The organism is Rahnella sp. NRRL B-41462 (genome assembly GCF_003263525.1).
Classification (GTDB): Bacteria; Pseudomonadota; Gammaproteobacteria; order Enterobacterales; family Enterobacteriaceae; genus Rahnella; species Rahnella aceris.
Genome location: NZ_JYDF01000010.1, coordinates 33,896 through 47,549, shown reverse-complemented (window position 1 = coordinate 47,549; position 13,654 = coordinate 33,896). Strand labels below are relative to the sequence as shown.

12 protein-coding genes and 1 riboswitch are annotated in these 13,654 nt (G+C 53.1%); of the genes, 4 read left to right on the top strand and 8 right to left on the bottom strand.

The genetic code is table 11. The annotated features are described in order from the left end of the window. The first annotated feature begins 45 nt into the window (after positions 1-45). Positions 46-813 carry a DedA family protein gene (locus tag UC14_RS03750; RefSeq protein WP_013577035.1) on the top strand — a complete coding sequence of 256 codons (768 nt, stop codon included), beginning with the start codon at positions 46-48 and terminating at the stop codon, positions 811-813. On the opposite strand, the gene thiQ is transcribed toward UC14_RS03750, so the two are convergent. From thiQ to sgrR, 4 genes are all read right to left on the bottom strand, one after another. Then, on the bottom strand, positions 803-1,513 hold the full coding sequence (gene thiQ / locus UC14_RS03745; protein WP_112197247.1) for a thiamine ABC transporter ATP-binding protein ThiQ: 711 nt from the start codon (positions 1,511-1,513) through the stop codon (positions 803-805). The genes UC14_RS03750 and thiQ overlap by 11 nt on opposite strands. After that, positions 1,497-3,107 (bottom strand): thiamine/thiamine pyrophosphate ABC transporter permease ThiP, encoded by a 1,611-nt coding sequence (gene thiP, locus UC14_RS03740; protein WP_112197246.1) that lies wholly within the window; start codon positions 3,105-3,107, stop codon positions 1,497-1,499. The genes thiQ and thiP overlap by 17 nt, the downstream gene beginning before the upstream one ends. Next, positions 3,083-4,066 carry a thiamine ABC transporter substrate binding subunit gene (gene thiB / locus UC14_RS03735; RefSeq protein ID WP_013577032.1) on the bottom strand — a complete coding sequence of 328 codons (984 nt, stop codon included), beginning with the start codon at positions 4,064-4,066 and terminating at the stop codon, positions 3,083-3,085. Before thiB ends, thiP begins: the two co-directional genes overlap by 25 nt. Positions 4,067-4,109: 43 nt before the next feature. Then, positions 4,110-4,239, bottom strand: a riboswitch (TPP riboswitch). A gap of 40 nt (positions 4,240-4,279) precedes the next feature. Then, positions 4,280-5,941: an HTH-type transcriptional regulator SgrR gene (gene sgrR / locus UC14_RS03730; RefSeq protein WP_112197245.1), complete on the bottom strand. Its 1,662-nt coding sequence runs from the start codon at positions 5,939-5,941 to the stop codon at positions 4,280-4,282. Between the two features lie 102 nt (positions 5,942-6,043). On the opposite strand from sgrR, the gene sgrT reads away from it, so the two are divergent. The 3 genes from sgrT to UC14_RS03715 all read left to right on the top strand — a co-directional run bounded on the left by sgrT (position 6,044) and on the right by UC14_RS03715 (position 8,473). Then, positions 6,044-6,229 (top strand): glucose uptake inhibitor SgrT, encoded by a 186-nt coding sequence (gene sgrT / locus UC14_RS03725; protein ID WP_013577030.1) that lies wholly within the window; start codon positions 6,044-6,046, stop codon positions 6,227-6,229. 160 nt (positions 6,230-6,389) lie between these two features. Beyond that, on the top strand, positions 6,390-7,553 hold the full coding sequence (locus tag UC14_RS03720) for an MFS transporter (RefSeq protein WP_013577029.1): 1,164 nt from the start codon (positions 6,390-6,392) through the stop codon (positions 7,551-7,553). A 227-nt stretch (positions 7,554-7,780) separates the two neighbouring features. Further along, positions 7,781-8,473: a hypothetical protein gene (locus UC14_RS03715; protein WP_013577028.1), complete on the top strand. Its 693-nt coding sequence runs from the start codon at positions 7,781-7,783 to the stop codon at positions 8,471-8,473. A 283-nt stretch (positions 8,474-8,756) separates the two neighbouring features. Here the strand turns inward: UC14_RS03715 and leuD are convergent, their stop codons facing one another. Genes leuD through leuA form a run of 4 tightly spaced genes read right to left on the bottom strand, consistent with a single transcriptional unit; the run spans position 8,757 to position 13,455 of the window. Then, the gene (gene leuD / locus UC14_RS03710; protein ID WP_013577027.1) at positions 8,757-9,359 is read right to left on the bottom strand and encodes a 3-isopropylmalate dehydratase small subunit; all 603 of its coding nucleotides are present in this window, start codon (positions 9,357-9,359) and stop codon (positions 8,757-8,759) included. A 10-nt stretch (positions 9,360-9,369) separates the two neighbouring features. Next, a complete protein-coding gene (gene leuC, locus UC14_RS03705) occupies positions 9,370-10,770 on the bottom strand; it encodes a 3-isopropylmalate dehydratase large subunit (protein WP_013577026.1) in 1,401 nt (466 codons plus the stop codon). Between the two features lies 1 nt (position 10,771). Beyond that, a complete protein-coding gene (gene leuB / locus UC14_RS03700; protein WP_013577025.1) occupies positions 10,772-11,863 on the bottom strand; it encodes a 3-isopropylmalate dehydrogenase in 1,092 nt (363 codons plus the stop codon). 2 nt (positions 11,864-11,865) lie between these two features. Beyond that, on the bottom strand, positions 11,866-13,455 hold the full coding sequence (leuA, locus tag UC14_RS03695; protein ID WP_013577024.1) for a 2-isopropylmalate synthase: 1,590 nt from the start codon (positions 13,453-13,455) through the stop codon (positions 11,866-11,868). Positions 13,456-13,654: the final 199 nt, after the last annotated feature.

Below are 13,654 nucleotides of genomic sequence, written 5' to 3'. Positions count from 1 at the left end.
GTCTCATTTATCTGCGCAATTGGCGCAACTGAATTCTGGGAAGATATGGAAGCCTATCTACAACATCTGGTCGCTCAGTCGGTGGGCTTGGCATTAATTATCGTCGCGGTGGTGGCTTTCTTCGAGTCGCTGGCGCTGGTGGGCCTGATCCTGCCGGGTACCGTCATGATGGCGACGCTCGGGACGTTGATCGGCAGCGGTCAGGTGGGGTTGTACGAAGCCTGGCTGGCGGCGGGGCTGGGATGTTTCTTCGGCGACTGGGCCTCGTATTTCATTGGCCGCGGTTTCAAGGAACCGCTGCATCGCTGGCGCTTCCTCAAACGTTACCAGTCATTACTGGATAAAACCGGTTATGCGCTGGATCGCCATAGTTTTGCGACGGTGATTATCGGGCGTTTCATCGGACCAACACGCCCGCTGGTGCCGATGGTTGCCGGTATGCTGAACCTTCCGCCTTACAAATTTGCACCGCCGAATATTATTGGCTGCATCACCTGGCCACCGGTGTATTTCCTGCCGGGCATTCTGGCGGGCGTGGCCATTGATATTCCGGCCAGTCACAACAGCTCGGTCTTCAAATGGATGCTGTTTGCCGCCGTGGTGCTGATCTGGCTGAGTGCCTGGCTGCTGTGGCGCTGGTTCCGTTCGGGCAAAGCTTCACCTGATGCGATGACAAAATGGTTGCCCTTAGCGCGTCTGCGCATCGTCTGTGTGCTAAGTCTGGTCGCCACCGCAGTGAGTCTGGTGATGTTAAGCGAACAGCCGATGATGCCGGTTTATGGTCATTTGCTGTGGCAAGTGATCACCCGCTGATCCCCGGCATTATCCCCAACACGCTGGCCTGCGGCGCACTGCCGTCGGTCAGTGCCTGCGTCGGCCCGTCGTAAAAAATCCGGCCATCGACGATCAGCAACGTGCGCGGCGCGATCCGTGCCGCATCATCCAGATTGTGCGACACCATCAGCAGCGTGAGATGGCGTTGCTCACATACCTTATCCAGCAACGTCAGCATCTCACTGCGCAGTGCCGGATCGAGTGCTGAAAAGGGCTCATCGAGCAATAAAACCGGCTGACTGCGCAGCAGGCAACGGGCGAGCGCGACACGCTGACGCTGGCCACCGGAAAGTTGCGATGGCAGCCGGTCCAGACATTCAGTCAGCCCGACCTGTCGGGCAATTTCTTCCAGTTCCTGCTTCTGCTGCGCGGTAAGTTTCAGCCCCGGATGCAATCCCAGCCCCATGTTCTGACGCACCGTCAGATGCGAGAACAGATTATTTTCCTGAAACAACATCGACACCGGACGTTTTGCCGGTGGCGTCGCGCTGTGATCTGCGCCGTTGAGCAGGATCTGCCCGCTGACCGGCGCCAGAAAACCGGCGACCAGACTCAGCAGGGTACTTTTCCCGGCGCCGCTCGGGCCGAGGATTGCCACACGTTCACCGGCGTCGATCTGTAAATCGAAGCGCATCGGCAGATGTTCGTACAAATACGTCAGTTTATTCAGCGTCAGCATGGCGGCCCGGCAGTTTCTCAATCAGGGTGAATAACAGGAAGCATAGCAGCAGTAATAACAGCGCCGTCACCGCGCCGTCCTGGCTGCGGTAGGAACCAATCTGCTGATACAGATAAAACGGCAGGGTGCGGAAATTCTCGTTGCCGAACAAGGCAATCACACCGAAATCCCCCAGAGAAAGTACACAGGCGAAAGCCAGTGCCTGTGCAATCGGGCGTTTCAGTGCGCTGAGTTCAACCCGGCGCAGCCGCTGCCAGCCATGCATATCCAGCGAAAGACACAGCAGCGTGTAGCGTTCTGCCACGTCGCGCATCGGGTTATCCAGCACTTTTAATGCATAAGGTACGGCCATCAGCGCATTCGTGAGGATCACCAGCGGCCATGGCGATTGTGGCAAACCGGTGGTATCGCCGAGCAACAGGAAGAAACCGGTCGCCAGCACAATGCCCGGCATCGCGAGGATCAGCATACCGCTCAGATCCATCGCCTGCGCCCAGCTATTTCTCTTGCGTAACCGCAGTTCGCGGCTGCTCCACAGCAGCATCATGGTCAGCAGCACACACAATAATCCGCTGCCGAGCGCGATACGCACGGATGTCCATAATGCCTGCCAGAGCGCGGGTTGTTGCAAAACACCGACCGCTGCCCGGTTTATGCCATCGGTAATGACGGCGAGTAACGGCGGCAGGATCAGCAACAACGCCAGGCCAATCAGTACGGCATCGGCGATGCGTCGCAGCCAGGAATCATCAGGATTACGCCAGCGCTGAGAATGCGTTTGGCCCACCGGCAACGCCTGACTGAGTTTCTGACTGAGCAACACCAGCGCCAGGCAACAAAACAGCTGGATCAGGGCCAGCGTGGCGGCGCGGCTTAAATCGTAGTCGTAACTTAGCGCCTGATAAATGGCGAGTTCAATGGTCGTCGCCTGCGGACCGCCACCCAGTGAAAGCACCGTGGCGAAGCTGGCGAAACACAGCATAAAGATTAAGGCGGCGGCGGGGAATATCTGCCGGCGCAGCGCGGGCCATTCCACAAAGCGGAATTGTTGCCAGATATTCATGCCGAGTTGTGCGGCGAGCTGGCGCTGCTCAACGGCGATATTTTCCAGCGCCTGCAATAACAGACGTGTCGCCAGCGGCAGATTGAAAAACACGTGCGCCAGCAAAATGCCCTGTAAACCATACGGCGAGAAACGGTAATCCATGCCCAGCCAGCCGCAAATTTGCGCCAGCCAGCCCTGTCTTCCGTAGACACTGAGAATGCCAAACACCGCCACCAAAACCGGCAAGACCAGCGTCATCGCACATAAACGTAATAACAGCTGACGGCCGGGGAAACGGCGGCGGAACAAGGTGCGTGCCAGCAAAATTGCGGGCAGCACCGAGCAAAGCGCTGAAAGCAGCGCCTGCCAGAAAGTAAAGCGGATCACATGCCAGAGATAAGGATCGTGCCAGAGCGATGCGCCGCTTATCTGTGGCGCATGACGCCACAGAGAGCCTAAGGCCAGTACTGCCACCAGCAACATAGCCAGTGACGCGATGACGCCCGGCAACAGCCAGCGAGGGATCAATGGCTGACGGCGTTCTGCCATGCCTGGATCCATTGTGAACGATGAGTAGCGACATCCTGTGCGCTGTATTGCAGAGATTTGGCCGGAATCGTCAGTTGTTTAAAAGCGTCAGGCAGCGGGGTATTCACCACCGGATACATCCAGTTGCCGGTCGGGATCACTTTCTGGAAATCTTCCGTGGTGACGAACTTCATGAACTGTTCAGCAAGTTTCGGTTGCTTGCTGTTTGCCAGCTGGCCCGCCACTTCGACCTGCATGTAATGCCCTTCGGTAAAATCGGCTGCGGCGTAGTTATCTTTCTTCTCTTCGACAATATGGTATGCCGGAGAGGTGGTGTAGCTCAGCACCAGGTCGCTTTCACCTTTGAGGAATAAGCCGTAAGCCTCGCTCCAGCCTTTAGTGACGGTGACAGTTTTCTTCGCCAGTTTTTCCCACGCTTGCGGCGCTTTATCGCCGTAGACTTTTTGCATCCACAGCATCAGGCCCAGACCCGGTGTACTGGTGCGTGGATCCTCATAAATCACTTTCCATTTCTGGTCGCTGTTGATCAGCTCATCGAGGCTTTTTGGCGGATTCTTCAGTTTATTTTTGTCGTAGACGAAGGCGAAATAACCGTAATCGTAAGGCACGAAAGTGCTGTCATTCCAGCCGCCTGGCACCGTCAGTCTGGCGTTGGTTTTCGGTGCTTTGGCAAATAAACCGGTTTGTTCAGCGGCCTGCAACAGGTTGTTATCCAGCCCCAGCACGATGTCGGCTTTGCTGTTTTTACCTTCCATCCGCAGACGGTTGAGCAAAGACACGCCATCTTCCAGCGCCACGTATTTCAGTTCGCAGCCGCATTGGGCTTCAAAGGCTTTTTTAATGGCGGGACCGGGGCCCCAGTCAGCAGAGAAAGAATCGTAGGTATAAACCGTCAAAACAGGTTTTGACGCAAATGCAGGTGCAGAAAGTAACAGCAGGCAGGACAGTAATTTTTTCAACTTTGCGCTCCAAAAAAATGAAAGGGCAAAGGATTTTGAGTAAGCATCGCGCAGTCTCAAATCCCTCCGCCGGGATTAACCGGATCAGGTTCGACGGGTTTCAAATCTCAGCCAAACTTGCTCACGGCGTTTACATCGCAGCTTTAACAAGTCGGGCACCCCGTTGAGAACGGATGTCATTCTAGAGATTAACGGCGCGATGCGATAGTCCGATTAACTGTCCGGTGGGGCAAACCAGGCGGATTTAAAGTCGAACCAGCCGAGGGTGTTCATACGCACACCGCGCATACTGCGTTGCCCCTGTAGCACCAGCCAGTGATGGAACAGGGGATGGATCTGATGGCTGACCGTCTGTTTCTGGCTCCATTTCGCCATCGATAAATTCCCGGCGTGCCACAGGGCGGCATCGTCGTTCATCTCTTCGCTAAAGCAATGCTTTGCCAGCGGCAATTCGTAGAAATGCGCGAACAGTGAAAACTCCAGCGGCAGGGTGAAGTTGGCACTGCCGAGCCACAGATCACTTTTGGCATCGCCGCGGTGCCAGACTGCGTAATCCACTATCTGAATAATCAGTTCGATACCTTCTTCCGCCAGCAACGGGCGCAGGGCGTTGCAGATCGCCTGATGTTCGGAATGCTCGCCGTAAAATGTCAGCGTTACCTGCGTCAGGTTTTGCGGTTTGGGCGGACGTGGCCGGGGCGCTTTGTGATGCCAGCGTGGCAGCAGGCCATACGCAGGAGACCAGTAGCGCTGGTAAATCGGTTCGGCATTATTCAGTAAGGCGATGGGATTGAGTAAATCGCACAACCACTGGCGTGTTTCTTCAGATTGTCCGACCGGCGAACGCTGGTCAAATAACAGGAAATAGCAGCCTTCTTCAAGGCGACTTTCCAGCTCGCTTTTGCCTGATTCATCGGCCTGAAGCTGTACGCCGGAATGCACCAGCTCTTCACTCAGTTCCGGTAATACCCAGATATTCACCTCGTCGATCAGTGCCCGGAAGCCAAAATAATCGTCAAAGGCGCGGATGCGCAGCTGTGTTTTCAGATTACGCACCACGGCGTAAGGGCCGGTGCCGACCGGATGGCGGGCAAAATCAGGCAGTGACTGCCATTCCTGCGGCAGGATCATCGCGTGGATATTGCCAAACAACCACGGCAGCCAGCGGTCGGGTTCATTCAGGTGGATATCTATGACATTCGCCGTGGGCGTCGTGACTGATTTCAGGTTGCTGAACAGCGGATGCGTTTTCAGGCGAATAAACGTGGCGATAATATCTGCCATCTCGAGTTCGCGACCATGATGAAAATGAATGGCGGGGCGCAGATAAAACCGCCAGTGCAGCGGCGAAACTTCCTGCCAGTGATGGGCTAAATCGCCTTCCGCTTCCCCATTTTCCTCATTTATGCGTGTCAGGCCGCTAAAGATTTGTCTGGCAATGTGGGTTTCTGAACGGCGCAACATGGTGCCGGGCAGCAGATTCATCAGCGGGCGATAATACAGTACGCGCAGAATATGTTTGCCCTGACGGAAACTGCGACCGAGCTGGGACAGCAGCATCTGGCGCACCAGGGTTTTGTCGCCGACCAGTTGTACCAGCTGATCAATGCTGTCCTGTTCCAGCAGCTCTTCAGCGCGCTGTTGCTGGAGTGCCAGCCCGGTATAAAGAAATTTCAGCGTGGATCGTTTGCCGCGTCCGGCCTCTGCATCCCACGTCAGCCAGCCCTGTCCCTGCATGGTGCTGAGCAACGAGCGCATGTGTCTGCGTGAACAGTTCAGGACTTCTGACAGTGCCTGTAATGTCGTTTCAGTTTCTTCACCGTGACAGCTTTGCCATAAGCGGATGAACTGTTGTTGCAAACGGGATGAGGACATAAAAGAGGAACTCCGTGGCCGATCTTCATCAATTTATCTTTCCTCATATTACGCCGATACTGTTTCTCAACGAAAGCCTGTTGTGAACAACCGGAGATCATCATGAAACTCAGTCTGAACGCCCGTTTCTATCAGCGTTATTTTGAAGCCATCAAAAAGAACGCCTCTAAAAATCATGCAGACTGGCTGTCATGGGTACCGATGCAGTACCGTCTGGATATTCTGTCCCGTCTCACGCAGTGGGATATGGAAACGATGGACGACGAGCAATACCGCCGGCGACTGTGACTTCAGGTCTGACTAAATTCGATTTTCTGAGTAATGGTGTATTGTCACCAGCCAGTGAGGAAACTCACTGGTTTTTTTATGCTCATTTTCCAGAACCGACTGAAACTTCGCTACACTGTCTGTCTTGCTTTATCTGCATTCATTTCTCAGGGACGACGTCATGTCAAAACCTCGTTTTAATCGTATTTATGTCACCTTTCTGGTGGTCTCCTTGCTGTGCGGCGTGGCGGGTGCATTACAGGCGCCGACGCTGAGTCTGTTTCTGACCAATGAAGTGAAAGTCCGGCCATTGTGGGTCGGCTTCTTTTATACCGTTAACGCCATCGCGGGGATCGCGATCAGCTTTCTGCTGGCTAACCGTTCCGATAACAAAGGCGACCGGCGGAAATTGCTGATGTTCTGCTGCCTGATGGCGATCGGCAACAGTCTGGTCTTTGCCTTCAGCCGCGATTATCTGGTGCTGATCACTGTCGGTGTGTTGCTGGCAGCGATAGGTAACGCGTCGATGCCCCAGCTCTTTGCACTGGCGCGGGAACATGCGGATCGCTCCGCCAGTGAAGTGGTGATGTTCAGCTCGATGATGCGTGCGATGCTCTCGCTGGCCTGGGTGCTTGGCCCGCCGCTGTCGTTCATGGTGGCGTTGAACTACGGCTTTACGCCAATGTACCTGAGTGCGGCAGCGGTGTTTGTCGGCAGCATACTGATGATCCTGTTTTTCCTGCCCTCAGTACCACGCCTTGAACTGCCAGTGGACGAAAAAGTAGTGCATGCCAGTGCCTGGCGTAACAAAGATGTTCGTCTGCTGTTCTTTTCTTCTTTGCTGATGTGGACCTGCAATATCATGTATGTCATTGATATGCCGCTGTACATCACCAGCGGTTTGGGCCTGCCGGAAGGGCTGGCAGGCTTGCTGATGGGGACGGCGGCCGGGCTGGAAATTCCTGCCATGTTGCTGGCCGGATATCTGGTGAAACGTACCGGCAAACGCAAGCTGATGCTGTATGCCGTGGCGAGTGGTGTGATTTTCTATGCCGGACTGGTGGCGTTTCAGTTCAAGGCGGCGCTGATGATCCTGCAACTGTTCAATGCGATTTTCATCGGCATCGTGGCGGGGATCGGCATGCTGTATTTTCAGGATCTGATGCCGGGAAGGGCAGGTTCAGCGACTACGCTATTCACCAACAGCATTTCCACCGGTGTGATTTGCGCGGGGTTGCTGCAGGGCTTTATCGTGGAAAACTTCGGCCATTATCCGGTCTACTGGGCGGCAACTGTGCTGGCGGTGGTGGCGCTCGGGCTGATGTATAAAGTCAAAGATGTTTAAATGACGTAAGGTTAATGAGCGATTTATTCGCTCTTTAACCTATTCAACTGAATAATATATTCCGTTTTTTGCTTGTTCCGGCAACGTCTTAATAATTTTGAAATATCTGTTTTTATCCTGCAAAGATTAATGTTTTAAGTGCTTCGCATCCTCTTTACCTGTATGGCTAATGAAAAGTATTTTCTATAATATCGTCTTTCTTAAAATTCTAATGCAGGGTATTAAATATGATTCCAGTTGTACTTATCAGGAAGACATATAATTCATTTATTGATGAGAAAAAATCTGAGGGCTGCTGTATTGGGTTATGCCTGACGTGGCTGGGCGATATATTAAAAGAAAGGCCGGTACAACAAAGGGGGGGCTGGTTTTCCGGCTGGCTTTCCGGTTGGTTCTCCACGCCACTGACACCTGACAAGAAAGCCTTAATCCCCTCTGATACTGCGAAGCTGAGGCTATTGCTTGAGCGTTCATACCGGCGGCACGAGAGCTATCTGAGGAGCTGCAAGGAGAGCCAGCAGGATCCGAAACGTCAGACAGGACGCCATCAGGTCTTTGTTAATTATAAAAATTTCCGTCAGGCAGAAAAGGAAAGAATAACTGGCGTTCCCGGTTTACAGTATCGTCTGATAACACGTAATGATTTCATGTTATTTAACGGGGTAAACAGTTTTGGTCAGGCTCACCCTCTCACCGGAGCGATCATTGCTTTCCGGTTTTCTGAGGTACCGGGTGAGGTTGGCTATCATGCCGTTGCGGCGTTTCGCTACAGTGCTTCGGAATGTTTTTTTCTCGATCCCAATTTAGGATTATTTAAAACATCCTCTTCTTATCCTATGTTAGATATTACTAAATATATTAAAAAAGTATATAGAGAGGCTGTTCCATTAATGGAGTTTATAGTTTCTAAGAAAAGCTAATTAAATGGTGGCCGATATTTGTGCATTCGCCGTTGTTGAGTAAAAATATTAGAAGTGTTTTGAATATGATTAATGTTATTTCCATCGAAAAAAATTATGGTTCAGTCGATTTTTTATCAGGCAAGTACCAGGATCCCATCGCTGTAAGTGAAATAATCGTGACAAAGAAACTGAAGACAGGATGACTATGCAGGGGTAACTTTGCAGAGGCTTTCGGGGATGCCTGAAGGCTGATGAAGAAAGCGGGGCTGGGCCCGCCTTCTTCATCGTTTACAGATAATGATCATTGCATAAACGCAGGCTGATTCTTCTCGTAGCCGGAGATATTTTCTTCGTGCTGCAAGGTCAGACCGATGCTGTCCAGACCGTTGATCATGCAGTGACGACGGAAGCTGTCGATGACAAACGGATAGCTTTTATCGCCCGCTTTAACAGTCTGCGCTTCCAGATCCACTTCGAACTGAATGCCTTCGTTAGCTTTCACCAGCTCAAACAGTTCATCCACTTCGGCGTCGCTCAGCGTGATTGGCAGCAACTGGTTGTTGAATGAGTTACCGTAAAAAATATCGGCAAAGCTTGGCGCGATCACAGCATGGAAACCGTAATCGGTCAGTGCCCATGGCGCATGTTCGCGGGAAGAACCGCAGCCAAAGTTTTCGCGTGCCAGCAAAATGCTCGCGCCTTTGTAGCGCGGTTTGTTCAGCACGAAATCAGGATTTGGCACCTGACCGGCATCGTCCAGAAAACGCCAGTCATTAAACAGATGCTGGCCAAAACCGGTACGGGTGACTTTCTGTAAAAACTGTTTTGGAATGATGGCATCGGTATCGACGTTAGCTGCATCCAGCGGAACCACCAGACCGATGTGTTGGGTAAATTTAGCCATGGTGTTTTCCTCAGTTCAGTTCACGGATATCAGCGAAACGGCCGGTGACCGCCGCCGCTGCCGCCATTGCCGGGCTGACCAGATGCGTGCGACCGCCACGACCCTGACGGCCTTCGAAGTTACGGTTGCTGGTAGACGCGCAACGTTCGCCCGGTTCCAGACGGTCATTGTTCATCGCCAGACACATAGAGCAGCCTGGCAGACGCCATTCAAAGCCCGCTTCGATGAAGATCTTATCCAGCCCTTCTTCTTCCGCCTGCGCTTTTACCGGGCCGGATCCCGGTACCACAATGGCCTGTACGCCGTTCGCCACTTTACGGCCTTTGGCCACCGCTGCCGCAGCGCGTAAATCTTCGATACGGGAATTGGTGCAGGAGCCGATGAACACTTTATCAATCGCCACGTCGGTCAGTTTAATGCCCGGCTGCAAATCCATATACGCCAGCGCTTTTTCCGCTGAGGCACGTTCTACCGGATCGGCAAAGGATGCCGGGTCCGGGATGGTCTGATTCACGGCCATCACCTGACCCGGGTTGGTACCCCAGGTGACCTGTGGTGCGATTTCAGACGCATCCAGCGTAACAACGCTGTCGAACTTCGCCCCATCTTCGGTTTTCAGGGTTTTCCAGTATTCGACCGCCGCGTCCCAGTTCTGATCTTTCGGCGCAAACTGACGGCCCTTCAGATAAGCAAACGTAGTTTCATCCGGTGCAACCAGACCGGCTTTCGCCCCCATTTCGATCGCCATGTTGCACAGGGTCATACGACCTTCCATGCTTAACGCTTCAATCGCTTTACCGCAGAATTCCACCACGTGACCGGTGCCGCCTGCGCTGCCGGTTTTCCCGATAATCGCCAGAACGATATCTTTCGCTGTGATACCGACAGGAGCTTCGCCGGTCACTTCAATTTTCATGGTTTTAGCGCGACCCTGTTTCAGGGTTTGTGTCGCCAGAACGTGTTCAACTTCCGAAGTCCCGATACCGAAAGCCAGTGAGCCAAATGCGCCGTGCGTGGCGGTATGGGAATCACCGCAGACAATCGTCATTCCCGGCAACGTCATGCCCTGTTCAGGGCCGATAACGTGAACGATGCCCTGATACGGGTGATTCAGGTCATACAACTGCACGCCGAATTCAGCACAGTTCTTGATTAATTCCTGCATCTGGATGCGCGCCATTTCGCCGCTCGCATTGATGTCTTTAGTTTGCGTGGACACGTTGTGATCCATGGTCGCAAAGGTTTTACCTGGCTGGCGAACCTGACGGCCCATCGCACGCAAGCCGTCAAACGCCTGCGGAGAGGTCACTTCGTGAACCAGATGGCGGTCAATGTATAACAATGGCGTTTCGTTTTGCGCTTCGTAAACCACATGCGCATCAAACAATTTCTGATACAGAGTTTTGGCCATGTTATGCCCCTTCTTTCACAAAGCGGGCAATGATATCGCCCATTTCATTGGTACCCAGCGCCTGCTGACCGTTAGCTAAATCGCCGGTGCGGTGGCCTGCTTCCAGTGCTTTATTAACCGCCTGCTCGATAGCATTGGCTGCATCATCAGCACCCAGACTGTAACGCAGTAACAGTGCGGCGGACAAAATTTGTGCAATCGGGTTGGCAATGTTTTTACCGGCGATATCCGGGGCTGACCCCCCCGCAGGCTCGAACAGACCAAACGCCTGCTCGTTCATGCTGGCAGAAGGCAACATCCCCATCGAACCGGTGATCATCGCGCATTCGTCCGACAGGATGTCGCCGAATAAGTTTGAACACAGCAACACGTCAAACTGCGACGGATCTTTAATCAGCTGCATGGTCGCGTTATCGATGTACATGTGGCTCAGGCTGACATCCGGGTAATCTTTAGCGATTTCGTTAACCACTTCACGCCACATAATGGAAGTCTGCAACACGTTCGCTTTATCGATGGAGGTCACTTTGCTGCGGCGTTTGCGCGCTGATTCAAAGGCGATGCGGGCGATGCGTTCAATCTCAAAACGGTAATACACTTCGGTATCAAATGCTTTCTCGTGCATGCCCTGACCTTCGCGACCTTTAGGCTGACCGAAGTAAATACCGCCCGTCAGTTCACGAACACACAGAATGTCGAAGCCTTTTGCGGCGATATCGGCACGCAGCGGACAAAACTCTTCCAGCCCCTGATACAGGCGGGCAGGGCGCAGATTACTAAACAACTTGAAATGTTTGCGCAGTGGCAACAATGCGCCACGCTCAGGCTGATCGTTTGGGGGCAGATGTTCCCATTTCGGGCCACCCACGGACCCGAAAAGAATCGCATCAGCTTGTTCACAACCGGCAACGGTCGCTGGCGGCAACGGGCTGCCATGTTTGTCGATGGCTGCGCCACCCACATCGTATTCGCTGGTGGTGATCTTCAGGCCAAAACGCTGACGTACTGCGTCCAGAACTTTATATGCCTGGGCCATGACTTCCGGGCCAATTCCGTCTCCGGGTAAGACGGCAATATGATGGGTCTTGCTCATGTTCACACCGTTTCCTGATTATTTTGAATGTTGTTGTGTTGCTGACCTGTCTGCTGCAAACGTTGTTTTTCGATCTCAACTTGTTTGCTGCGCCAGATGTTATTCAGTACGTGTACCATCGCTTTTGCGGAGGATTCGACAATGTCTGTCGCCAGCCCGACACCGTGGAAGCGGCGGCCATTGAAGGAGACGACCACGTCAACCTGACCCAGAGCATCGCGGCCCTGACCTTTGGCGCTCAGCTGGTATTTCACCAGTTCAATCTGATAACCGGTGATGCGGTTGATAGCCTGATACACGGCATCTACCGGACCGTTGCCGGTAGCGGCTTCGGTAATGATTTCTTCGCCACAGGCCAGATTGACTGACGCAGTGGCGGTAATTTTTGAGCCGGACTGCACGCTGAAGTTATCCAGACGATAGAATTCAGGTTCTTCCTGCTGCTTGTTAATGAAGACCAGTGCTTCTAAATCGTAGTCGAAAACCTGACCTTTTTTGTCGGCCAGCTTCAGGAACGCGGCATACAGATGATCCAGATTGTAATCAGCTTCTTTGTAGCCCATTTCTTCCATGCGATGCTTAACGGCAGCACGACCGGAACGGGAAGTCAGGTTCAACTGAACCTGATTCAGACCGATGGATTCCGGGGTCATGATTTCGTAGTTTTCACGGTTTTTCAGCACGCCGTCCTGATGGATCCCGGAGGAGTGTGCGAAGGCGTTAGAGCCGACAATGGCTTTGTTGCCCGGGATCGGCATGTTGGTTATCTGGCTGACAATCTGGCTGGTGCGGTAGATTTCTTTGTGATTAATGTTGGTGTGAACGTTCATGTAGTCGCTGCGGGTGCGGATCGCCATGATCACTTCTTCCAGCGCAGTGTTACCGGCGCGTTCACCGATACCGTTCAATGTGCCTTCAACCTGGCGCGCACCGGCCTGTATCGCGGCGATGGAGTTACCGACAGCCATGCCCAGATCATCGTGGCAGTGAACGGAAATAATCGCTTTATCAATGTTTGGAACACGCTCATACAAATTGGTGATGATGCCACCGAACTGAACCGGCGTCGTGTAACCCACGGTGTCAGGAATGTTGATGGTGGTCGCCCCGGCTTTGATTGCAGCTTCGACCACGCGGCACAGATTATCCAGCGGGGTACGGCCGGCATCTTCGCAGGAGAATTCGACGTCGTCAGTGTAATTACGGGCGCGTTTCACGGAATGCGTGGCCATTTCCAGCACCTGATCAAACGAGCGCTTCAGTTTGGATTCAATGTGCAGGGTAGAAGTGGCCAGGAAGACGTGGATACGGAAAGCTTCTGCGACGCGTAATGCTTCGGCAGCGGCGTCGATGTCACCGTCCACACAGCGGGCCAGACCGCAAACACGGCTATTTTTAATCTGGCGTGCGATAGTTTGTACGGACTCGAAATCGCCGGGAGAGGAGACCGGGAAGCCGACTTCCATCACGTCAACGCCCATTCTTTCCAGCGCCATTGCAATTTGAATCTTCTCTTTAACACTCAGGCTGGCTTGTAACGCCTGTTCACCGTCACGCAGCGTGGTATCGAAAATAATGACTTGCTCGCTCATGGGTTATTCCTTGTCTGCTTTTACTTTCGCGCCCTGCGGGAGATAAAAAAAAACCCGCGCATCGGCGCGGGTTTATTGTCTGTGGAAGTTGAATCAGTTCTGATTTTCGCCCACTGGCTTACCGCGCAAATATTCTGCGTTGAGTAGTAGGCCTAGGAGACGGGTCATCATGAACATGTGTTTCAGCTTCTCATCATCG

Coding starts and splice junctions, on each gene's coding strand:
- leuD (WP_013577027.1), bottom strand. CDS start 9,359: ATGGCTAAATTTACCCAACACATCGGTCTGGTGGTTCCGCTGGATGCA.
- leuA (WP_013577024.1), bottom strand. CDS start 13,455: ATGAGCGAGCAAGTCATTATTTTCGATACCACGCTGCGTGACGGTGAA.
- leuB (WP_013577025.1), bottom strand. CDS start 11,863: ATGAGCAAGACCCATCATATTGCCGTCTTACCCGGAGACGGAATTGGC.
- leuC (WP_013577026.1), bottom strand. CDS start 10,770: ATGGCCAAAACTCTGTATCAGAAATTGTTTGATGCGCATGTGGTTTAC.
- UC14_RS03750 (WP_013577035.1), top strand. CDS start 46: ATGGAAGCCTATCTACAACATCTGGTCGCTCAGTCGGTGGGCTTGGCA.
- sgrT (WP_013577030.1), top strand. CDS start 6,044: ATGAAACTCAGTCTGAACGCCCGTTTCTATCAGCGTTATTTTGAAGCC.
- UC14_RS03720 (WP_013577029.1), top strand. CDS start 6,390: ATGTCAAAACCTCGTTTTAATCGTATTTATGTCACCTTTCTGGTGGTC.
- sgrR (WP_112197245.1), bottom strand. CDS start 5,941: ATGTCCTCATCCCGTTTGCAACAACAGTTCATCCGCTTATGGCAAAGC.
- UC14_RS03715 (WP_013577028.1), top strand. CDS start 7,781: ATGATTCCAGTTGTACTTATCAGGAAGACATATAATTCATTTATTGAT.
- thiP (WP_112197246.1), bottom strand. CDS start 3,107: ATGGCAGAACGCCGTCAGCCATTGATCCCTCGCTGGCTGTTGCCGGGC.
- thiQ (WP_112197247.1), bottom strand. CDS start 1,513: ATGCTGACGCTGAATAAACTGACGTATTTGTACGAACATCTGCCGATG.